The organism is Asanoa siamensis, from assembly GCF_016862555.1.
GTDB classification, from domain to species: Bacteria; Actinomycetota; Actinomycetes; order Mycobacteriales; family Micromonosporaceae; genus Asanoa; species Asanoa siamensis.
The window spans coordinates 1-21,302 of record NZ_BONE01000102.1 but is presented as its reverse complement, the minus strand read 5'-3'; the positions used below and the strand labels follow the sequence as shown (position 1 = coordinate 21,302).

20 protein-coding genes are annotated in these 21,302 nt (G+C 73.1%); 8 read left to right on the top strand and 12 right to left on the bottom strand.

The features are described from left to right. Window positions 1–23 precede the first annotated feature (23 nt). Window positions 24–995, top strand: coding sequence for an adenosine deaminase family protein (locus Asi02nite_RS36515; protein ID WP_239127533.1), 972 nt, complete (start codon window positions 24–26; stop codon window positions 993–995). Here the strand turns inward: Asi02nite_RS36515 and Asi02nite_RS36510 are convergent. Together Asi02nite_RS36510 and Asi02nite_RS36505 are read right to left on the bottom strand one after the other, a co-directional pair. Further along, entirely contained in the window at window positions 970–1,992 is a 1,023-nt protein-coding gene (locus Asi02nite_RS36510; RefSeq protein ID WP_203718619.1) for an aldo/keto reductase family protein, read from the bottom strand. The genes Asi02nite_RS36515 and Asi02nite_RS36510 overlap by 26 nt on opposite strands. A 4-nt stretch (window positions 1,993–1,996) precedes the next feature. Further along, window positions 1,997–3,235 carry an amidase gene (locus Asi02nite_RS36505; RefSeq protein ID WP_203718618.1) on the bottom strand — a complete coding sequence of 413 codons (1,239 nt, stop codon included), beginning with the start codon at window positions 3,233–3,235 and terminating at the stop codon, window positions 1,997–1,999. A gap of 59 nt (window positions 3,236–3,294) precedes the next feature. On the opposite strand from Asi02nite_RS36505, the gene Asi02nite_RS36500 reads away from it, so the two are divergent. Then, entirely contained in the window at window positions 3,295–3,573 is a 279-nt protein-coding gene (locus tag Asi02nite_RS36500; RefSeq protein ID WP_203718617.1) for a PLDc N-terminal domain-containing protein, read from the top strand. On the opposite strand, the gene Asi02nite_RS36495 is transcribed toward Asi02nite_RS36500, so the two are convergent. Beyond that, a complete protein-coding gene (locus Asi02nite_RS36495; RefSeq protein WP_203718616.1) occupies window positions 3,563–4,159 on the bottom strand; it encodes a bifunctional 4-hydroxy-2-oxoglutarate aldolase/2-dehydro-3-deoxy-phosphogluconate aldolase in 597 nt (198 codons plus the stop codon). The genes Asi02nite_RS36500 and Asi02nite_RS36495 overlap by 11 nt on opposite strands. Before the next feature lie 43 nt (window positions 4,160–4,202). On the opposite strand from Asi02nite_RS36495, the gene Asi02nite_RS36490 reads away from it, so the two are divergent. Continuing rightward, a complete protein-coding gene (locus Asi02nite_RS36490) occupies window positions 4,203–5,159 on the top strand; it encodes a sugar kinase (protein WP_203718615.1) in 957 nt (318 codons plus the stop codon). On the opposite strand, the gene Asi02nite_RS36485 is transcribed toward Asi02nite_RS36490, so the two are convergent. Further along, a complete protein-coding gene (locus Asi02nite_RS36485; protein WP_203718614.1) occupies window positions 5,148–6,155 on the bottom strand; it encodes a DUF5937 family protein in 1,008 nt (335 codons plus the stop codon). The genes Asi02nite_RS36490 and Asi02nite_RS36485 overlap by 12 nt on opposite strands. 66 nt (window positions 6,156–6,221) lie before the next feature. Here Asi02nite_RS36485 and Asi02nite_RS36480 point away from each other — a divergent pair, with 66 nt between their 5' ends. Continuing rightward, window positions 6,222–7,460: an MFS transporter gene (locus Asi02nite_RS36480; RefSeq protein ID WP_203718613.1), complete on the top strand. Its 1,239-nt coding sequence runs from the start codon at window positions 6,222–6,224 to the stop codon at window positions 7,458–7,460. Here the strand turns inward: Asi02nite_RS36480 and Asi02nite_RS36475 are convergent. The 3 genes from Asi02nite_RS36475 to Asi02nite_RS36465 are packed head-to-tail and all read right to left on the bottom strand — an operon-like array spanning window position 7,439 to window position 9,578. Beyond that, window positions 7,439–7,987, bottom strand: coding sequence for a DinB family protein (locus tag Asi02nite_RS36475; RefSeq protein WP_203718612.1), 549 nt, complete (start codon window positions 7,985–7,987; stop codon window positions 7,439–7,441). The two genes, Asi02nite_RS36480 and Asi02nite_RS36475, sit on opposite strands and share 22 nt — an antisense overlap. Further along, the gene (locus tag Asi02nite_RS36470; protein ID WP_203718611.1) at window positions 7,984–8,529 is read right to left on the bottom strand and encodes an NUDIX hydrolase; all 546 of its coding nucleotides are present in this window, start codon (window positions 8,527–8,529) and stop codon (window positions 7,984–7,986) included. The genes Asi02nite_RS36475 and Asi02nite_RS36470 overlap by 4 nt, the downstream gene beginning before the upstream one ends. After that, window positions 8,526–9,578: a LacI family DNA-binding transcriptional regulator gene (locus Asi02nite_RS36465; RefSeq protein ID WP_203718610.1), complete on the bottom strand. Its 1,053-nt coding sequence runs from the start codon at window positions 9,576–9,578 to the stop codon at window positions 8,526–8,528. The genes Asi02nite_RS36470 and Asi02nite_RS36465 overlap by 4 nt, the downstream gene beginning before the upstream one ends. A 127-nt stretch (window positions 9,579–9,705) precedes the next feature. On the opposite strand from Asi02nite_RS36465, the gene Asi02nite_RS36460 reads away from it, so the two are divergent. From Asi02nite_RS36460 to Asi02nite_RS36450, 3 genes are all read left to right on the top strand, one after another. Then, window positions 9,706–10,869, top strand: coding sequence for an acyltransferase family protein (locus Asi02nite_RS36460; protein ID WP_203718609.1), 1,164 nt, complete (start codon window positions 9,706–9,708; stop codon window positions 10,867–10,869). Continuing rightward, entirely contained in the window at window positions 10,866–11,510 is a 645-nt protein-coding gene (locus Asi02nite_RS36455) for a M15 family metallopeptidase (RefSeq protein WP_203718608.1), read from the top strand. The genes Asi02nite_RS36460 and Asi02nite_RS36455 overlap by 4 nt, the downstream gene beginning before the upstream one ends. A gap of 189 nt (window positions 11,511–11,699) precedes the next feature. Further along, window positions 11,700–13,073, top strand: coding sequence for a glycoside hydrolase family 43 protein (locus Asi02nite_RS36450; RefSeq protein WP_203718607.1), 1,374 nt, complete (start codon window positions 11,700–11,702; stop codon window positions 13,071–13,073). On the opposite strand, the gene Asi02nite_RS36445 is transcribed toward Asi02nite_RS36450, so the two are convergent. From Asi02nite_RS36445 to lpdA, 5 genes are all read right to left on the bottom strand, one after another. Next, window positions 13,070–13,624 carry a hypothetical protein gene (locus Asi02nite_RS36445; protein ID WP_203718606.1) on the bottom strand — a complete coding sequence of 185 codons (555 nt, stop codon included), beginning with the start codon at window positions 13,622–13,624 and terminating at the stop codon, window positions 13,070–13,072. The genes Asi02nite_RS36450 and Asi02nite_RS36445 overlap by 4 nt on opposite strands. A gap of 49 nt (window positions 13,625–13,673) precedes the next feature. Continuing rightward, window positions 13,674–14,465: an endonuclease/exonuclease/phosphatase family protein gene (locus Asi02nite_RS36440; protein WP_203718605.1), complete on the bottom strand. Its 792-nt coding sequence runs from the start codon at window positions 14,463–14,465 to the stop codon at window positions 13,674–13,676. 143 nt (window positions 14,466–14,608) lie between these two features. Beyond that, window positions 14,609–14,998, bottom strand: a complete 390-nt coding sequence (locus tag Asi02nite_RS36435; RefSeq protein ID WP_203718604.1) for a nuclear transport factor 2 family protein — start codon at window positions 14,996–14,998, stop codon at window positions 14,609–14,611. A gap of 674 nt (window positions 14,999–15,672) precedes the next feature. Beyond that, window positions 15,673–18,654, bottom strand: coding sequence for a pullulanase-type alpha-1,6-glucosidase (gene pulA / locus Asi02nite_RS36430; RefSeq protein WP_203718603.1), 2,982 nt, complete (start codon window positions 18,652–18,654; stop codon window positions 15,673–15,675). 100 nt (window positions 18,655–18,754) lie between these two features. Continuing rightward, window positions 18,755–20,140, bottom strand: coding sequence for a dihydrolipoyl dehydrogenase (gene lpdA / locus Asi02nite_RS36425; RefSeq protein ID WP_203718602.1), 1,386 nt, complete (start codon window positions 20,138–20,140; stop codon window positions 18,755–18,757). Window positions 20,141–20,172: 32 nt separating this feature from the next. Here lpdA and Asi02nite_RS36420 point away from each other — a divergent pair, with 32 nt between their 5' ends. Next, window positions 20,173–21,234, top strand: coding sequence for a Gfo/Idh/MocA family protein (locus Asi02nite_RS36420; RefSeq protein ID WP_203718601.1), 1,062 nt, complete (start codon window positions 20,173–20,175; stop codon window positions 21,232–21,234). The last annotated feature ends 68 nt before the right edge of the window (window positions 21,235–21,302 follow it).

Genomic DNA, 21,302 nt, shown 5'->3' with positions numbered 1-21,302 from the left:
CGTACCTCCGTAGTGTTCCCGGGGTGACTGCCGCGACGCTACCGAAGACCAACCCGCACCTGCATCTCACGGGGGCGATGCGCCCGGCGACCCTGGCGGAGTTGGCCGCCCGCGACGGGCTGGCGCTGCCTCCGCCGTTCGCGCCCGGCACGGTGCACGAGTGGCCGGCTTTCCAGGAGCGCTACGACCTGGCGCGGGCGGCGATCCGCGGCCCGGCGGACATCGAGCGGGTGGTGGTCGAGGCCGCGACCGACGACGCGGCGTCCGGGGCGGGCTGGATCGAGCTGCAGATCGACCCGACGTCGTACGCGCCGGTGACGGGCGGCCTGGCCGGCGCGGTCGAGGCGGCGCTGGCCGGCGCGGCCCGGGCACCGATCCCGGTGGGCGTGGTGGTCGCGGCGAGCTGGGCGGCGCCGCCGGAGCACGCGCTGCGCCTGGCGACGCTGGCCGCCGCGTACGCCGGTCGCGGTGTGGTCGGTTTCGGTCTGTCCAACGACGAGCGGCTGGGCACCGTCGCCGGCATGGTGCCGGCCTGCCGGACCGCCGCCGAGGCCGGCCTGCTCGTGGTGCCGCACGGTGGGTTCTACACGCCACCGGCACACGTCGCGGACTGCGTCACGCTGCTGGGCGCGCACCGCATCGGGCACGGGCTGGCCGCGATGCACGACCCGGCCACCCGCGACCTGCTCGCGGAGCGCGGGGTGGCGCTGGAGGTCTGCCCGACCTCCTATCCCCCGCTGGGCGTCGCGGCGATCACCGAGCTGCCGATCCGCGCGCTGCGCGCGGCCGGGGTGCCGGTCGCCCTCGGCACCGACGACCCGCTGCTGTTCGGCGCGGACCTGGCGACCCAGTACGCGCTGGTCACCAGCGACCCGGCCGAGCAGGCCGACCTGGCCCGCTGCGCGGTCACCACCAGCGCCGCCCCGGCAGCGCTCGAGGAGGACCTGCTGCGCGGCATCGCCGCCTGGGTCACGCGGCCGACCACTCCGGCTTGACCGCGAACATGTCGGCCGTCTTGGCCGGGTCGCGGTCGACAAGATCGCCCAGGGTCTGGTCGATCGCGGCCAACAGGTCCGGTGACAGCCGGACTCCGGCGGCGGTCGCGTTCTCGGTGACCTGCGCCGCCCGGGTCGCGCCGATGATGGCGCCACTGACGCCGTCGGTCGCCAGCGTCCAGGCGATCGCGAGCTGTGCCATCGTCAGGCCGGCCTCGTCGGCCAGCGGCCGCAGCCGCTGGACGCGGTCGAGCACCGCGTCGCCGAGGACCCGGCCGATGAACCGGGGCGCGCGACCCGCGGCCGCCGCGCGGGAACCGGCCGGTGGCGCGGCGCCCGGCCGGTACTTCCCGGTGAGCACGCCCTGGGCCAGCGGCTGGAACACGATCTGGCCGATCCCCTCGGCCCGGCACAGCGGCAGCACGTCCGGCTCGATCACCCGCCAGAGCATGTTGTACTGCGGCTGGTTGGCCACGATCCGGCGGGTCAGGCCCAGCTCCCCGGCCACGGTCAGCGCCTGCTCGATCTGCGCCGCGGTCCACTCCGAGACGCCGACGTAACGCACCTTGCCTTGGCGCACGAGGTCGTCGAAGGCGACCAGGGTCTCCTCCAGCGGAGTCCGCGGGTCGAAGCGGTGCGCCTGGTAGAGGTCGACGTAGTCCGTGCCGAGGCGGCGCAGCGACGCGTGGCACGACTCGAAGACGTGCTTGCGCGACAGCCCGCGATCGTTGGGGCCGTCGCCGGTGGGCAGGCAGACCTTGGTCGCGATCTCGACCGACTCGCGGCGGGTCCCGCGCAGAGCGGCGCCGAGCACCGCCTCGGCCTCGCCCATCGCGTACACGTCGGCGGTGTCGAACGTGGTGATGCCGGCGTCGAGCGCGGCCGCCACGCACGCGGTGGCGGCGGCCCGGTCCACGGTTTCGCCGTGCGTCAGCCAGTTGCCGTAGATGACCTCGCTGACGGACAGTCCCGATCGGCCGAGCACGCGATGTCTCATGTGATCAATCTAGCGTCACCCGCGGGCCGGCCACGACCGGCGCGATCGTCGCCGCCCAGGCGAGCAGCCGCTCGTCGGCGCCGCGCGGGCCGGCGAGCTGGAGGCCCAGCGGCAGTCCCGCGTGCGCACCAGCCGGAACGCTCACCGCCGGTGCACCGAGCACGCTGAACGGCACGGACATCGCCGCGTCGCCCGTGTGGCCCAGGCCGCGCGGTGCGATGCCGGGCGCGGCCGGCGTCACCCAGACGTCGACGTCCTGCTGGTCGAAAGCCTCGCTGAACTCGGTGCGCCAGCGCAGGGCCGCCCCGTAGTCGTCGGCGGTCAGCGCCAGCCCTTCCCGGACGGCGGCGGCGGTCTGCGGGCGGTAGCGGTCGCCGTACTCGGGGAACCAGGCGGCGTGCGTACGCGCCAGCTCATAGCGGTTGATCACCCGCATGGCGCCGAAGTCCACATCGGATAGGAACGCGGTGGTACGCACGACGAAGCCGGCCGCCCGCAACGCGTCGAGCCGCTCGTCGAAGTGTGCTCGGGCCGTCGCGTCGGGCTGCCCGAGATAGGCGGCCGCCGGCACACCCAGCACCGGTCGCGCCGCACCTGCCACGGTGGTCCACGTTGGACAGGCGATGGAGGCGACGAACGCCGCACCCGCGACGTCGGCGGTGAACCAGCCCACCGTGTCCAGCGACGGCGAGTGCGCGACCATCCCGTCCGCCGGGACCCGCCCGTGGGTGGGCCGGAAGCCGACCACCCCGCAGAACGCGGCCGGCCGCACCACGGACCCGAGCGTCTGTGAGCCGAGCGCGACCGGCACCATCCCGGCCGCGACCGCCGCCGCCGAGCCGCTGCTGGAGCCGCCCGGCGTGTGCGCGAGGTCGTGCGGGTTGCGGGTCGGCCCGGGTGCGGCGCTGGCGAACTCGGCCGTCACCGTCTTGCCGGCCAGCACACAGCCGGCCGCCCGCAGGCGGCTCACCAACCAGGCCTCCGGCCCGTCGAACGCCGCCGGCGGGAGCGCCGAACCCGCGCGGGTGGGCAGGCCGTCGGTCCGGTAGATGTCCTTGACGCCCAGCGGCACACCGGTGAGTGGCCCGGGCGCGGGCGGCGCCGCCGCGAGGCGGGCGCGCCGGCCCGGGTCGGGTTCGGGCACGAACGCGTGCAGCACCGGGTCGACCGCGTCGATCCGGTCGAGGAACGCGGCCGGCGGCACCCGCTCGGCCAGCGTGCGCGGCCCCACCAGACGGTCCATCGGGCACCAAACTACGCGAGCGGCCCGATCCCGGGCCGGCGCGGGGGTACGTTCGGAGCATGGCCGACGACACCGCCGCCCGCCCGAGCCAGGCCGCCGCGTTGCGCGAGTTCTGGGCCGGGCTCGGCACGTTCCGCCGCACCGGTGTGGTGACGCTGGCCGCCGTCGAGGTGGTCTGCACCACCGCGGCCGCGCTCGACCTGCTCCGCCGCCCACAGCATCTGGTGCGCGGCCCGAAGGCGCTCTGGTGGCCGGCGATCTTCGTGCAGCCGGTCGGCTCGATCGCCTACCTGACCTGGGGCCGCCGCCTGCGCAGCGGCACCGACGTCACGCCCTGAGCACCGCGAGCAACTCGTCGAGCCCGCCGTCGCGGGTGACCGCCCCGCCCACGCCGAGCGCCTCGGCGCCCGCCGCCAGGAAGTCGCGGGCGTTGTGGGCGCCGATGCCGCCGGTCGCCACGAACCGCACGTCCGGGAACGGCCCGCGGACCTCGCGGAGCCAGTTGGGGCCGAGCGAGCCGGCCGGGAACGCCTTGAGCCAGCCGCAGCCCGCCTTGACCGCGTGATGCACCTCGGACGGGGTGGCCACGCCGGGCAGGTGGGGCAGCCCGGCGGCCACGCTCGCGGCGACCACGTCGAGGTCGAGACCGGGCGCCACGGTGAACGCCGCACCGGCGTCCGCGGCCACGCTGACCTGCTCGACGGTCACGACCGTGCCGGCACCGACCACGGCACCGTGCGCGGCCGCGGCGGAGGCGACGGCGCGCAGGCACGCGACGGCGTCGGGAGTCTGGATAGGCACCTCGACGGCGCCGAGGCCGCTCGCCCACACCGTCTCGGCGAGCGCCACCGCCCGGTCGACCGGCACGTTGCGCAGGATGGCCATCAGGGGTTTGCCGCGCAGCAGCGTTTCGAAGTCGGTCATCTCACTCTTGGTCTCGCCTACGGGGAATGGCAAGGTTACCCGCATGTCTCCACCGGTCGATCCCACCCCCTCAGCCGTCGACATCGTAGGACTGGGCGAGGCGATGGTGCTCATCCAGCCGACCGGCGGCGCCCCGCTGGACACCTGCGAGACGGCGTCCGTGCACGTCGCGGGCGCCGAGCTCAACCTGCTGGCGGCCGCGGCGCGGGCCGGTGCCGTGGCGGCGTTCTGCAGCAAGGTGGGTGCGGACCCGTTCGGCCGCCGCGTGCTCGCCGCCGCCGCGGACCTCGGCGTCACGACCGACCTGGTGACCGTCGACGACGCCCACCCGACGGGCGTGTACTTCAAGGAGGTACGGCCCGACGGGGCGCGCCGGGTGCACTACTACCGGGCCGGCTCGGCGGCGTCCACGATGGACGAAGGCGACGCCGATCGGGCGCTGGCGGCCGCGCCCCGGTTGGTCGCCGTCTCCGGGCTGACCGCGGCCCTGGGCGAAGGCCCCGAGCGCGCGGTGGTGCGGCTGGCCCGCGAGGCCCACGCGCGCGGCAGCGCGGTCGCGCTGGACCCCAACCTGCGCCCCGGGTTGCGGCCGGTGGGCCCGACGCTGGTCGGGCTGCTGCCGTACACGGCCTATCTGGTCCTCGGCCAGGACGAGGCTCCGACGCTGTTCGGCACCGACGAGCCGGCCGAGGTGTTCGCCCGCGCCCACGCGGCCGGTGTCGGCGAGGTGGTGCTGAAAGCGGGCGCCGACGGCTGCTGGTACGCGACGGACCGCGGCCCGGCGCACCTGCCGACCGCGGCGGTGCGGGTGGTCGACCCGGTCGGCGCGGGCGACGCGTTCGCGGGCGCCTACCTGGCCGCCCGGCTGGCCGGCATCGGCCCCCGCGGCGCGGCCTGGCTGGGCAGCCAGTTCGCGGCGGGCGTGGTGGCGGCACCGGGCGACACGGAGGGCCTCCCGGCACCGGAACGGGCGCGCGAGCTGGTCGCCTCAGCCGTCTAGCCCGCCATCATGCCCCGCGCTCGCCAGCAGGTCGCCCAGGGGCGTGCGGTGGTAGAGGACCGACCGGCCGGAGCGGGCCGCGTCGAGCAGGCCCGCCCGGCGCAGCGCGCGCAGGTGGTCGCCGGCCGACCCGACCGGCAACGACAGCGCGTGCGCGAGTTGCGTGGTGCTGGCCGGCTCCCGCAGCGCGACCAGGATCCGGGCCCGGGTGCGGCCGATCAGCTCCGCCAGGGCGGCCGACGGCGGCGAGGCCGGCGCGCCCCACCAGTCGGCGACCCCACGCGCCGGGTAGATGATGGCGCGCTCCCACGGGTCGTCGGAGTGCGCGGCGATGCTGGGCCAGATGAACACCGAGGGGATGAACGTCATGCCCCGGCCGCCGACCACGACCTCGCGATCGGCGATCCGGGTGACCTCGATGCCGCCTTCGCGCCAGCGCACCCGCGGATGCAGCCCGTCCAGCGCCGCCGCCCAGCCGTGCCGGGCCAGCAGGCCCGAGCGGTAGACGATGTCGCGTTCGCAGATCGCCCGGAGCTGCAGCCAGTCGGCGGCGAGCAGGGCGTCCCAGGCGCGCCGGAGGCCGTCGGCGAGCAGCGCCGTGACGTCCGGCGAGGCGAGGATCTCCCGGGCGTCCGGGTCGGTCGCCGGCCGGGCGGCCAGGCATCCCGCGATCTCGGCGCGAGCCACGGCCAGCGGCACCGACCGCACCACCTCGAGGTCGTCGTCGATGGTCTGCAGCGCCGCCCGGGTCGGCGGTGGCGCGACGAAATCGGCACCGCCGTGCGGGTGGTGCAGCGCGAGCAGGGCCCGCATGGCCGGGTCCGTGCGCCGGAGGTGCGCGAAGACGGGGCGGAGGCGGGCCGCCGGGCCCGGCGTGCGGGGGCCGTGCCGGTCCGTGCCGTCGAAGAATCGCAGCAGGTTCTCCAGCTCGAAGCTCGGCGACAGCGCGAACCGACTGTGCAGCAGGTCGGCCTGGTCGACGAGGTAGCGGAGCATGCCTCGACGTTACGGCGCTGCCCGTAACGTTGGCCACCCGGGCGCCGGGCGGCGCAGCATGCGACGGTGACCACAGAGCAAGCCACCTACCGCGAGGTGTTCGCGGTCCCGGCCTTCCGGGTCCTGTTCACCAGCCGGTCCATCGCGATCGCCGCCGACGCGCTGCGCATCGCGGCGCTCTCGGTGCTCGTCTACACCGCGACCGGCTCGGCGTGGCTGTCGGCGGTCACGTTCGGCATCGGGTTCCTGCCGCAGGTCCTCGGCGGCGCGGTGCTCGGCTCGCTGGCCGACCGGCTGCGGCCCCGCCCGCTGATCACGGCCGGTTACGCCGCCGAGTGCGCCGCGGCGCTGGCCCTCGCCCTGGTGCCGATGCCGACCTGGGCGCGGCTGGCGCTCGTCGGCGTGGTGGCGGTCATGACGCCGGTGTTCAACGGCGCGTCCAGCCGGTTGGTCGCCGAAGTGCTGACCGGCGACGCGTACGTGCTGGGCCGCTCGGTGAGCAGCATGGCCTCGGGCGGCGCGCAGCTGCTGGGCCTGGCCGCCGGCGGCGTCGCGATCGGTGCGCTCGGGGCGCAGCGGGCGCTGCTGCTCACCGCGGGCGTCCACCTGCTGGCCGCGCTGATGGTCCGGTTCCGGCTCCCCGACCTGCCCGCCGCGCCGGCCGCCGGGGGCGGGGGCGCCGTGCGGCAGAGCTGGTCGACCAACGCGGCGCTGCTGGCCGATCCCTGGGTGCGGCGGTTGCTGCTGCTGCAGTGGCTGCCGTCCGCGTTCGTGGTCGGCGCGGAGGCGCTGATGGTGGCGTACGCGTCGACCCGGGGCTTCCCCGTCTCCACCGTCGGGGTGCTGATGGCCGGCTCGCCGCTCGGCATGGTGCTCGGCCAGCTCGTGATCGGCCGGCTCGTGCCGCCGGACACCCGTACCCGACTCGTCGCACCGCTCGTGCTGCTGCTGGGCGTGCCACCGATCGGTTTCGCGTTCGACCCGCCGCTGGTCGTCTGCGTGGCCCTGATGGTGGTCAGCGGGGCCGGGTTCGCCTACTCGCTGGGCCTGCAGCGGGCGTTCGTGGAGGCGGTGCCGGAGATCGGCCGCGGTCAGGCGTTCGGCCTGCTCTCGACCGGCCTGATGACCCTGCAGGGCGTCGGCCCGGCGGTGTTCGGCGGCGTCGCCGCGCTGACGGCCCCGCGCTGGGCGGTGGCGCTGGCCGGCGCGACGACCGTCGCCACGGTCCTGCTGGTGCCCCGCGGCGCGCTGCTGCGCGGGCCCGTCCGAGCGGCACGGCCGGCCTATCGCATCCCCGCGCGGTAGAGGTCGCGCAGGACGCCGATCTCGCCGCCGTGGTGCATGATCTCGCGGTTGACGTGCGCGATCAGGCCGGCCATCGGGTCGTCGGCGAAGTACGCGCCACGCGGGCCGAGCGGGCGGGCCAGGCCCTCGGCGTCCAGGGCGGCGATCGCCGTGTGCCAGCGGCCATACGCGTCGTCGAGGAAGGCGAGCGCCGCCGCGGCCGTGCCGGGCAGGTCGGCCGGGACGTGCCGGGGGTCGAACATGTCGCCGTCGTTCCCGTCGACGAACGTGCTGACCCGGGTGTGCATGTTGACGGCGATGTGCGCCATCCGCCAGGCGATCGTGGTGACCGGCGGCGGCGCGCCCGGCTCGGGCCACGGGCCGTCGGCGCGGTGCCGACCGTCGGTGCCGCGGCGCACGCCCCAGCAGCCGGCCACGGGCTCCCACGCGTACTCGTCGTCGGTCAGGTCGTCGAGTCGCGGCCGGAGGTGGTTGTCCCAGTAGAACTCGAGCTGACTGACTATCAACCGTCCCCAGTCGACGGTCATGCCGACACCCAGGCCCGGACCTTGTCGCGGAACTCCAGGTCGACCTCGGCGGCCGGCAGCCAGGCGATGCCGTGCACCTCGTCGGCCTGGACGCGGGTGTCCGGGTCCGCCACCGTCGTGAACCGGTAGCGCACGTCGAAGTGGTGGTGGGCGTCCTCGCCGCGGGCCGGGTTGGCGGCGATCGCGTGCACGCCGATGTCGCACGGCACCTCGTCGGCCAGCGTCAGCAGCGCCGCCGGGATGCCGGTCTCCTCCTCGACCTCGCGCCGCGCGGCGGCGAGCAACGTGCCGTCGCCGGGCTCGAGGTGGCCGCCGGGCTGCAGCCACCGGTTGAAGACGTTGTGCTTGACGTGCAGCATCCGGCCGGCCGGGTCGAGCACCACCGCGGAGGCCGTCACGTGGCCGGGCACGAAGCTCGTTCGCGAGACGACGTCGGCGCCGGCGACCAGCGCCCGCGTCAGCGGGGCCAGGCGGTCGGCCTCGGCCGGGTGCTGCGCCAGGTAGCCCGCGACCACCTCGGCGACGTGCGCGCGGGAAATCACCCGCGGGATTCTACGGCGCGGGACGCGGTCGAGGCGCGCGGCACGAGGTCCGGTTCGAAGCGGAGGTGCCGGGGTTGCGGGGTGCCGCCGTCCTCCCGCGCCGCGATCTCCTCCAGCAGCAGCCGGGCCGCGTGCCGGCCGAGGTCCGCGCGGGGTGCGCGCACGGAGGTCAGCGGCACCGCCGCCGCGGCGGCGAACTCCATGTCGTCGAAGCCGACGATGGCCATCTCGTCGGGCACGCGTACGCCGTGCGCCAGCAGCCCCTGCAGCAGGCCGATCGCGACCAGGTCGTTGGCGGCGAACACGCCCGTCGGCCGGCTCGCCGGGTGCATCTCCAGCAGGAGGTCGGCGGCTCCCCGGCCCGAGCGCAGCGTGAGGTCGGGCGTGGGGACGGTGAGGAAGCTGGTGGCCGCGTCGGAGATCCGGCGGATCGCCTCGTACGCGCCGTCCCGGCGGTCCTCGATCTGCGCGAGCGTGGCCGGGCCGCCGACGACCGCGATCCGCCGGTGCCCGCGCTCCAGGAGGTGCTCGGCGGCGATCCGGCCACCGGCGACGTCGTCGACCGCGACGTTGGAGTGGGTGCGCTCGCGGTGCCGGTCGAGGAAGACGACGGGGATGCCGAGCCGGTCGAACGCCTCCGTCACGGGCGTCGCGAGGTTGGTGGGGTTCCACAGCAGGCCGCGTACCCGCTGCTGCTGGAACATCTCCAGGTAGCGCTGCTCGCGGCCGAGCAGCCCGCCGCTACCGGCCAGCATGACCGCGAACCCGGCCTCGGCGACGGCGTCCTCGACCCCCCGTACGACATCGGTCAGATAGGGGTTGGCCACGTCGAGCACGAGCATCGCGACGGTCCGGCTGGAGCCCGCCCGCAGCGTCCGGGCCGACTCGCTGCGCACGAAGCCGAGCCGGGTGATCGTGGCCGTGACCCGCCGGCGGGTCGGCAGGGAGACCGTGTGCGGCCGGTTGAGCACATTGGACACGGTGCCGACGGACACGCCGGCCGCCGCCGCCACGTCCTTGATCCGCACACCACCGGGTAGCTGCGCCATAGGTGTGACCAGGGTGCCACAGCCGGCGATCGATGCGACACGTCCCCGGGTCCTCCGGACGGTCGATGTGGCGGGGGTCACGGGGTGGCATTACCGGCTCGTGACATTTCAGGGATGGGTCGCGGACATGAGCCTGCCAGGTTCTTTCCTTGTGTACGCGACCTCACCGATCCCGGAGCTCGCCGGCCGCGCCGGGGGCACCTCCCTGTGGCGCTCGGCCTCGCTCGCGGCGCCCGCCACGGCCCGGGTGGAGTGGGCCGACGTCGCCAAGGGCGTCTGCATCGTCCTGGTCGTGTCCTGGCACGTGATCGTCAAGGACTACCTGCTGGTCGACTGGCACATCGGCCTGCCGCTGCCGGGGTTCTGGGGCACGCTGGGCGAGCAGTTCCTGCCGCTGCGGATGCCGCTGTTCTTCACCATCTCGGGCCTGTTCGCGGCCAACGCCGTGCGCCGGCCGTGGCGGGAGGTCGCGCGTAGCCGGATCGCGAAGTTCCTCTACCTCTACACGGTCTGGCTGGTGATCCACACGGCGATCCTGCCCGTGGCGCCCGACCTGCCCACCGAGCGGGCGACGTCGCCGCTCGACTTCCTCGCGCAGCTCACGATCACCCCGTCGAACCTCTGGTACCTGTACGCCCTGGCGATCTACTTCGTGGTGGCCAAGGCCGTGCGTCGGGCGCCACCGGCGGCGGTGCTCGTGCCCGCCGCCGTGCTGTCGGCGGTCGCGGCGGCCGGCTGGGTGTCGACCCCGGGCGACCGCGGCGGCTTCTACCAGAACCTCGTGTTCTTCCTCGCCGGTCTCTGGTTCCGGCCCCGGGTCGAGCGGCTCGCCGCCGGCGCGACCCGGCGCCGGCTGGTGCTGGCCGCGGCGGCGTACGTCGTCGTCCTGGTCCTGATGGCCGCGCTCGGCGCCGAGGAGTGGTTCGGTGTGTGGCTCGTGGTGTCGGTGGTGGCGGTGATGTTCGGCGTCACCGCCGCGGCCCGGCTGACCCGCCGGCCCCGGATCAGCGACCGGCTGGTCCGGCTGGGCCGCGTCACGCTGCCGATCTACGTGATCCACATGCCGGTGCTGGCCGTGCTGCACCGGCTGCTGCACGAGCCGCTGTCCGCGCTGGGCGGCGGCGCCCAACTGCTCGTCGCGCTCGTCTACCCGCCGATGCTGACCGCGCTGGTGGTCGTGCTGTGCCTGATGATCCATCGTGGACTGACCAGGGTCGGTGCGCGTTGGCTCTTCGACCTCCCCGCTGTGGCGCGGCGACGCGCCACCGAACCCGCTGGAGCGTTGCCGTGATCCTGATCTCCGACCCCCGCGTGGCCGCCGTGCCGCTCGGCGACAACGGCGAGGCGCTGGTCGACCTGCGCACGGTCGACGGGTTGGCAGTCGACGGCCGGCTCGCGGACCCGGCGGGTGCCTTCGCGCGGCTCCGGGAGGGCGCGGTCGAGCGGCTGCTGACCGCGCAGCGGGCCCTGCCCCGCGGGCTGCGGCTGCTGGTCGTCGAGGCGTACCGGCCGCTGCGCCTGCAGGCGTCGTACTTCGCGGACTACCAGGACGAGTTGCGGTCGCGCTACCCGTCCTGGCCCGCCGAGCGGGTGTTCGTCGAGGCCAGCAAGTACGTGTCGCCGCCGGCGGTCGCGCCGCACAGCACGGGCGGCACGGTCGACCTGACGCTGGCGGGCCCGGACGGGCAGGAGATCGACATGGGTACGGCGGTCAACGACTCTCCTGTTGCCAGCGGGAACGCGTGCTTCACGGCGGCGGCCCACATCCCGCCGCCGGCGCGGCGGAACCGCTTCGTGCTCGGTGCGGCCCTGCGGTCGGCGGGGTTCGTGAACTACCCGACGGAGTGGTGGCACTGGTCGTTCGGCGACCGCTACTGGGCGCTCGCGACCGGCGCCGACCGGACCCGCTACGGGCCCGTGGACCTGGGTTGATCTCTGCCTGTGGGCTTGTCGCGAGCCCGGCGTATTGAAGAAGTCGCCGGGATCTGGCAATCTGCGGTTGTCGATGTGAGCGCTCACCGGGCGGAGCGTGAGGACACGTCGGCTCCCTCGTGCATGCGCTGACTGTTGCCGCGGACGTGGTGATGTTAGCGCTCACACGTCCGAAGGACTGGTGATCTCATGTCCCTGACCCGACGAGCCTTCACCGCCGGCGCGCTGTCCGCCGTGGCCGGCGCGATGGGCCTGCCGCGCGCCGCGTTCGCGGCCAACACCGCGTACCTGATGGCCTATTTCACCGAGTCGCCGCAGATGACGGGCGCCGACTACGGCCTGCACCTGGCGGTCAGCCAGGACGGCTGGAACTGGACGCCGCTCAACCAGAACAACCCGGTGGTCACGCCGACGGCCGGGACACGGGGGCTGCGCGACCCGTTCGTCTTCCGGAAGAACGACGGCACGTTCGTGGTCGTGGCGACCGACCTCTACGGCACCAACTTCGGGCAGAACAACCAGTTCCTGCACGTGTGGGACTCGACGAACCTGACCTCGTTCACGGGGTACCGGCGGATCCAGATGCACACGCTGGCCACGCACACGTGGGCGCCGACGGTGTTCTGGGACGCGTCGCGGAGCCAGTACGGGATCGTCTACTCCGCGGTCAACGGCGGCCGGGACCTGTTCATGGTCAATTACACATCGGACTTCCGCACCGTGACCTCGCCCCAGGTCTTCTTCAACCCGGGCTTCAACGTGCTGGACGGCGACATCGTCGTCGACGGCGGGACGACCTATCTCTACTACAAGAACTTGGGCGACGGGCTGCTGTACGGGGCCCGGTCGTCGTCGGGCGCACCGAACAGCTTCAGCACCTACACGGGCGGGCTGCGGCAGGGCACCGCGATCGAGGCGCCGCTGCTGCTGAAGGGCAACGACGACGGGTGGCGGCTGTGGGGCGACTCGTTCGGGCCGGTGAACAACGACTACTACGCCTGGTCCACATCGAACATCGGCGGCGGGTCGTGGTCGGTGATGAACCAGCGCGACTACACGCCGCCGCTCAACGCCAAGCACGGGTCCATCGTGGGCATCTCGTCGACGGAGTACGCGGGCGTCGTGTCCCGCTGGGGCCTGCCGAACTGGGTGCGGCTCAAGTCGTCGAACTTCCCCGACCGGTACGTCCGGCACGCCAACCGGATCGGCCGGCTCGACGCGTACCCGTTCGATCCTTTCCAGGACCAGATGTGGCGGCTGGTGCCGGGCCTGGCCGACGCGGCGGGCGTCTCGTTCGAGTCGGTCAACTATCCGGGCAACTTCCTGCGGCACTGGAACTACGAGATGCGGCTGGACCCCAACGACAACACGGCGGCGTTCCGGGGTGACGCCACGTTCTACCGCACCGCGGGCCTGGCGGACGGTGCGTGGTCGTCGTTCCGGTCCTACAACGTCCCGACGCGCTACCTGCGGCACGTCAACTATCTATTGAGGATCGACGTGCTGAGCGCATCGTCGAGTGTGGCCGACCGCCAGGACGCGACGTTCCGGGTCGGCGCCTAACTCGGCTCTTGGCTTACGGTGAAGGGCTTCGACTCGGCCACCGAGCGGAGACCGTCGTCGGGGAGCAGGCGCGCCACGTACCGGCCGGGCGGCAGCGGCCACTCACCGATGCCGTCCGGGCCGATGGTCAGGCGACCTTCGATCCGGCTTCCGGTGTACGCGTACACGAGGTAGGCGTCGTTCCCGTCGCCCTGCCGGTAGATCGAGATCCAGTCGAGCCCCATGCCGGGCGCGTTGGTGAAGTCGACGCTGATCGGCTGGCCGGCGCGGTAGGTGGCCTTCGTGGTCGCCACCCGCGCCGGCTCGTCGCGGGGATAGAGCCAGACGGGGTTGCCGTTGACGGTGTAGCGCCCGCGCCGCAGCCGGTCGGTGGCGAACCGCAGCGTGCCGTCCCGGTGTGGCGTGGCTCGCGTCGCGACGACCCGCCCGTCGGGGTCGCGCAACGTGACGGCGTCCGTGCCGCGGTAGGTCACCCCGATCGGGTCGCCGATGTCGACGCTGCGCTCGGCCACGGCGGTGAGCCTCGGCGGCACGGTTGGCTTCGTGTCCACAGTGGAGACGACACCGCGATGGTCGGTCGGATACGGGTCGACGTCGCGCTCACCGACGACACGGCTGGCGACGGTCCGTCCGGGCGGCGCGCAGCACCCAGTCGATCCGGTCGTGGACCTCTTGGGGATCCGCCTCGGGGCCGCCCGGTGTCCAGGTGAAGCCGGGATCCTTGACGGGATCGGGGTGCGCCTCACGGTAGGTGTCGGTGAGCCCGGCATCGGCCAGGGCGCGGCTGGCGGGCCAGTCGACGGCGAACGGCACGTCATCGCGGGCCTTGGCGACGGCCGGGGTCCAGTCGAGGTGCGAGGGACTGTTGAAGTCGCCGGTGAGGAAGACGGGAATGCCCTTGGCGGCCAGCCCCGGCAGAGGCGCGACGGCGTCCCTGGCGGCGGCAAGCCGGGTGTCACGCTCCAGCTCGACGACGTCGGCGCGGCTGCCACCGTCCCGTACGAGATAAGGCCCGTAGGGATCGGACGGCAGATGCGTGTTGGCGACGGCGACGACCCGCCCGGGCGAAATCTCGACGAAGACGTAGAGCCCGTTGCTACCCGGCGGATCGATGATCGGAAACCGGGACATGACATGCGCACGATCACTGGCGTACCAACCGAGCGTCCGCGCGATCCGCGAGGTGTTCCGCTCGGGCTCCTGAATGCCGACGATGTCGGCGCCGGCGCTCTGAATGACCCGCCCGACCTGCGCGAGGGTCTCGGTGCAGGCATCGGGTTCGGCACAGAAGTCCCCGGTGGCGAGGTCGATCTCGTCGCCGCCGTAGAAGACGTTGAGCGTCATAACCTTGATCTGGGTGCTGCCCTCGCCGGCCTCGGCCGGCTGCCCCACCCCGATGCCACCCACCGCGAGGGCCACGAGCCCCGCGGCCACGAACCGCCGCACACGCATGCCCGCCACGCTAGGCGGTGCGCCACCGCCCCGGGTTCACCCGAACCCAACGCCACCAAAACCATGCACGAACAAACGCGCGGTCACCCGCCTGGGCCGGCGGACTCGCCGATGAACTCGGGCCAGTCTTCTTCCGCGACGTACTGGTACTCCCGCCATCGCTGGATCAAACCGTCACGCACGCCAACGAACGCGATGCCGTGATACTGACGGCGCCCGCGAAACGTGTACTCGACGAAGCCCGCCTGGTTCGCAACGTTGAAGGCCGCGTGGTGGATGGTCATCGCCATGGGCGGCGGGTCGTCGCCACCGGACAGCTCGTAGATCTCGGCACGGCCGACGTAGCGTTGCCGGTCCGGCGGCTCGAGGTAGATGGCGTCCTCGGTGAAGCAGGCGGCAGCGTCGCGCGGGCGACCGGTGGTCCAGGCCGCCGCCAACCGGTCTGTCAGATTGAAAAACTCGGCTTCGATCACCCACGCGACGGTACGACGTGGATGCCCCACCGTCCGCCCCGAACCAGGCAACCCAGCCAATACGCCGGCCTGCAGCCAGCGGACCCGAAGGGACCCAGCCGCCCTGCCAGGCGCAGCCGCACGGCCAAACGCAGCCGCACGGCCGGACGCAGCCGCACGGCCGGACGCAAGCGGACGGCCCCACCAAACAAGCGGGCCCGACGGATCGGCCCGCCAGCCAAGCGATCCATGCGCAAGGCGCACCGATCGGCAAGCCAGCGCCGGCAAGCCGGGCGATCTCCTAGCCGAACAGGCTCCCAACCGCCGGACGCCAGCGCCCGCGAGCCCGACAGCCTCCCTGGGTTGAACACCGGCTCCCAGGGGCCGGAAGCCCCGGCGCGCCAGACCGCGCCCGGGCCTGCCGGCTTCCCCGTATACCGGACGCCACCCCGCGAGCCGGACGCTAACCCGCGCGCCGAACGCAGCCGGAGATCGGCCCACAGCCGAGCGGACCACCCGCACCGCCTACCCGCCGCCGCTCGGACGGCCGCGGGCCGCGCGGCTCGGTCCCGCAGGCGCGCACGTCGGCCCGCCACCGTGGACGCCGCGTCAGCGGCCCGCAACCATGGGCGCCGCGTCAGCGGCCCGCAACCATGGGCGCCGCGTCGGCGGCCCGCCTGTCTACCTCCCCGACATCAAGACACGAAGACCGCAACCGTGCGCGGTGGGACCGTGAAGGTGCCCCCGCCGGTGTGGCGGGCGGTTTTGACCACCGGGTCGCTGCCCGTCGCCTGCACCGGGTGTAGGGCATAGGAGCGGCCCGCCGCGCCGGGAACGGATTGGGTCGTCGTTGTCGGTGTCGCGTTGAAGATGACCACCAGGCGTTCCCAGCGGTCGTCCAGGTCCCTGCCCCTCGTGTCGTCCAGCGTCATGACGATGACGCCCGGCGTCTGGGTCGGGCCGCCCAGCGGGAACCCCACCCGGCGTTGGATCTCCGGCGCCGACGGTAGGGCGAACAGCGGTGACGAGCGGGCGATCCGGAGGAACTCCGCCGAACCCGCCGCGGCCGCGCGGATGTCGGACGGGGCCGGCTTCAAGGCAGGGTCCGCGAGCAGTGGCCGCATGTACGGCCATTTCGCCTCGTTGTCCGCGCGGGGTGGTAGGCCCGAGCCCCACGTCGACGTCGTGCCCGTCCAGTCGATGCGGTTGAACCAGTCGCCTGAGTCGTACGAGTTGCGGTCCAACGACTTCGAGCGCAGCAAATCCGTGCCCGCGTGCCAGAAGCCCACGCCTTGCGACAGGGTGGTCGTGGCCAGCGACAGGGTGTTCATCCGGACGCGGTCCGGCATCGGCAGTGACGCCGGCAGTTTGTATTGCAGGTTGTCGAAGAGTGTTTCGTTGTCGTGGGCGTCCACATAGGTCACCGTGTCCGCGGGTGATGCCGCGTAGCCCGCCGGCTGGCCGTTGTAGTCCACCTCCGCGCCCGTCACCAGCGCGCCGGTGCGGGACTCGAAGCGGTACGACCGCAGGTTGCCGGCCAGGCCTACCTTGATCTGGTCCTGGGCCAGCAGCAACCGGGCCTGCTGTTCGGCGGCCGTGCCGTTGACCGGGTCGCCGTTCGGGTCCGTGAGCAGGCCCGAGCCGAAGCCCTGCAGGCGCGGGTTCGCGTCGAACGGGCCGCCGCCGCGGACCGCGTCGCGGAGGCGGTCCGAGAACGTCGCGATGCCCGTGCCGGCCATGTTGGCCTGCGTCGCCTGGACGAAGCGGGCGTCGTCGGCCACCTCGCCGAAGTTCCAGCCCTCGCCGTAGAGCAGGATCGACCGGCCGTCGACACCGTCGCGGGCCGGGGTCAGGCGGTCCAGAGCGTGCCGGACGGCCAGCATGTTGGCCTTCGAGTGGTGGCCCATCAGGTCGAAGCGGAAACCGTCGACCTTGTAGTCACGTGCCCACGTGACCACCGAGTCGACCATCAGCTTCTCCATCATGCGGTGCTCGGTCGCCGTGTTGGCGCAGCACGTCGACGTCTCCACCTGCCCGGTCAGGCTCAGCCGGTGGTAGTAGCCCGGCACGATCCGGTCCAGCACCGACTTGGCCGCCTGGCCCGACGCCGTCGTGTGGTTGTAGACGACGTCCATCACCACCCGCAGGCCCGCGCCGTTGACGCCGGCCACCATCGACCGGAACTCGCGGGTACGCGCCGCGCCCACCGGGTCGACCGCGTAGGAGCCCTCCGGCGTCGTGTAGTGCCACGGGTCGTAGCCCCAGTTGAAGCCGTCGGTCGGCCGGACCGGCTCGACGCACGCCTGCTGCTCCTCGGACGCCGGCGGCAGCGCCGCCAGGTCGCAGCCGGGCACCTGCTGGTCGGCCCGCCGCTCCGGCACCGTCGCGAAGTCGAACACCGGCAGCAAATGCAGGTGCGTCACGCCGGCCGAGGACAGCGACCGCAGGTGCCGCATGCCGGCGCTGGACCGGTCGGTGAACGCGGCATAGGTCCCCCGGTGGGCCGCGGGCACGGACGAATCGCTGATCGAGAAGTCCCGCACGTGCAACTCGTAGACGTGGGGAGCGGCGAGCGCCGGCTTCCGCAGTTGCCGCCACCCCGCCGGCGCCAGCGCCGGATCCGACAGCGACGCCAGCACGGAGCGGGTCGAGTCGGCGGTCAGCGCCACCGAGTAGGGGTCGGTGACCGTGTTGGTCTCCACCCGACCGGTGGTGGGCGCGAAGACCCGCACCGAGTAGACGTAGGACCGCCCCTGCCAGGACCGCGAACCCGCCGCCGTCCAGACCCCGTCGCGGTCACGGCGCAGGGAAACCGGCGCCACACCGTCGACGAGCAGGGAGACGGAGAGCGCCGTCGGCGCCCACAGCGCGAACGACGGCACACCGTGCCGGGACCACGTCACGCCCAAGGTCCGCCGCGCGGCCCCGCCATATACATCGTCGAGCACGCCCGGGATCTGCACGCCGGTCGCGTCGACCAGGGCCCCGGCCGCCTCGAACGCGGCCACCGCGAGTTGGCCGGTCAGGACGTCCGAAACCGGCACCGACGAGGGCACGGTCAGGGCGCGGAAGCCGGCCAGGTGGGGGTAGTCCCGCTGGACGTCAGAAGGCAACCCGGCCGCGCGTGTCCCCAAGGGATGAGCGGAACCACCGACCACCGCGCCGTCGACCACGGACATCCCGCCCGACGGCGCCGAATAGAGCGCGAAGCGCACCGCGCTCGGCGGCGGCTGCCAGGCGATCACGCCGCGCCGAAGCCAGTGCGCCGCCGACTCGGCACCCAGCGCCCGCGGCGCGTCGTCGACGATCCGGTGCGTCGCGTGGTCGTAGGTGAACGTCACCACCCCACCGGGCGCGGTCAACGCGATGTTGGCCCCACCGGGCGCGCCACCGGCCCCGTAGTTCTCGTCCCAGGACCCGCCCAGGGCGACCTTGTATTCCCAAGCCCCCGAGGGCACCGCGAACGAGGCCCGGAACAGCCCCGGCGACCCGGGAACCGGAGCCAGCGCGGTGGCCGCGCACTCCGGCTGCCAGTCACCGGGGCAACCGAGTTCCGACTGCAGCGACCCGACCAGCGTCACCTGGGTGGGCACGGGCGTGTGGTCGGCGAACGCCGGCGCGCCCACCAGCGACAACACCAGACCGACGACAACGGCGACAGCCACGCGTGGACGCATCGCGACCCCTCCCCAAGAGCGACGACATTGACGCTCCTCGCATTGGAGTCGCCGAGCGACGCTGCGTCAACAGCCGCCCGGCGAGTCGCGCGAAACCACATCACATGTTGATCATGTGACCCGCCAACCCGTGGATGGCCTCCTTCACCGCCTCGCTCAGCGTCGGGTGCGCGTGCACGTTGCGCCCCACCTCGTGCACGGTCAGATCCCACTGCTGCGCCAGCGTCAGCTCCGGCAGCAGCTCGGTCACCTCGGGCCCGATCAGGTGCGCGCCCAGCAGCTCCCCGTATCGAGCGTCCGACAGGATCTTCACGAACCCGACCGTGTCACCGAGCCCGTTCGACTTCCCGTTGGCGGTGAACGGGAACTTCGCGACGCGTACGTCGAAGCCCTTCTCCCGGGCCTGCTCCTCGGTCCACCCGAAGCTGGCCACCTGCGGCTGGCAGAACGTGGCCCGCGGGATCATCACGAAGTCGAGCTCCATGGTCTCGGCGCCCGCGATCGTCTCGGCGGCCACGATCCCCATGCTCTCGGCGGCGTGCGCGAGCATCAGCTTCGCGGTCACGTCGCCGATCGCGTAGATGCCGGAGACGTCGGTGCGCCCCCGCCCGTCGACGTCGATCGCCCCACGCGGGGTCAGCGACACGCCGGTGTTCTCCAGGCCGTAACCGGTCACGTTGGGCTGGAATCCGATCGCCTGCATCAGCTTGTCGGCCTCGATCACCCGCTCCTGCCCGTCGCGCGACACGGTCACCGACACGCCGGAGCCGGAGTCGACCACGGACTCGACCTTCGTCGAGACCAGCACCTCGATGCCCAGCCGCTTGTAGCGCTTGAGCAGCTCCGCCGACACCTCGGCGTCCTCCAGCGGCAGCATGCGGTCGAGGAACTCGACGATCGTGACCTTGACGCCGTAGTTGTGCAGCACGTACGCGAACTCGACCCCGATCGCACCCGCGCCCGCGATGACGATCGAGGACGGGAGCGAAGAACTGAGGATCTGCTCCTCGTACGTCACGACGTTGTCGGACAGCGACGTGCCCGGGATCAGCCGGGTCGAGGCGCCGGTCGCGATGATGCAGTTGTCGAACGTCACGGTCCGGTCGCCCACGGCGATGGTGTGCGCGTCGACGAACGTACCCCGGCCGTCGATCTCCGTGATGTCGTTCTTCTTCATCAGGTAGTGCACGCCGCGGACCCGCCCGTCGGCGACCTTCCGACTGCGGGTGAACGCCGCGCCGTAGTCGAAGGTCACCTCGCCGGTGACGTTGATGCCGAAGGTCTTGGCCTCGTTGGTGAAGATGTGGTTGAGCTCCGCGTTGCGCAGCAGCGCCTTCGAGGGGATGCAGCCCACGTTGAGACAGACGCCGCCCCAGTAACGCTCCTCCACGACCGCGGTCCGCAGGCCGAGTTGGGCGCCACGGACCGCGGCGGTGTAGCCGCCCGGGCCCGCGCCGAGAACGACGAGATCGAAATGCTCAGTCATACGTCAAAGGGTAGGCGCGCTAGCATCCCGCCATGCGGATCGGCGTGGTCGGGTGCGGCAAGATCAGCGGAATCTACTTCAAGAACCTGACCCAACTGCCCCAGACCCAGGTCGTACGCTGCGCGGATCTGGACGTGGAGCGGGCCAAGGCGAGCGCCGAGCGGTTCGGCGTGCCGGCGGCGGGCAGCGTCGAGGACCTGCTGGCCGATCCCGACGTCGAGCTTGTGGTCAACCTCACCATTCCCGCCGCCCACGTCGAGGTGGGCCTGGCCGCGATCAGCGCGGGCAAGCACGTGTACGGCGAGAAGCCCCTGGCGTTGACGGCCGCGGCGGGCCGCCGGTTGCTGACCGCGGCGGACCAGGCGGGGGTACGCGTCGGCAGCGCGCCGGACACGTTCCTCGGCGCCGGCGTCCAGACGGTCCGCGCCCTGCTGGACGAGGGCGCGATCGGCACACCCCTGTCGGGCGCGGTGTTCATGCTCTCCCCCGGCCACGAGCGCTGGCACCCGCAGCCGGACTTCTACTACCAGGCCGGCGGCGGCCCGCTGTTCGACATGGGCCCCTACTACCTGACCGCGCTGGTCAACCTGCTCGGGCCGGTGGCCGCGGTCAGCGCGGTCGCGACCCGGGGCTTCCCCGTCCGGCACACCCCGCAGGGCCGGGCCATCCCGGTCGAGGTGCCCACCCACGTCAACGCCGTGCTGGAGTTCGCCGGCGGCGCCACGGTCACCGCCGTGTTCAGCTTCGACGTGCCCGCCTCGACGATCCCGCACGGCATCGAGATCTACGGCAGCACCGGCACGGTCGTGCTCGACGACCCGAACCACTTCGGCGGACCGGTCCTGGTACGCGGCCGCGACGACGCCGGCTGGCGGGAGGAGCCGCTGCGGACACCGTGGTCGGCGGACTCGCGCGGCATCGGCGTCGCCGAGATGGTCGCCGCCATCGAGGCCGGCCGCGACCACCGGGCGTCCGAGGCGCTGGCCCTGCACGTGCTCGACACGATGGAGACGATCCACGTCGCCGCGGAGCGGGGCACCCGGCTGCCGGTGGAGTCGGCGGCCGCGCGCCCCGCGCCCTTCACGACCTTCTAGCGCATCGCGCCCGCCCGGGCGACCAGGTCGGCGAGCTCCCGGACGTCCGGGTCCTCGGTGCGTGCGGC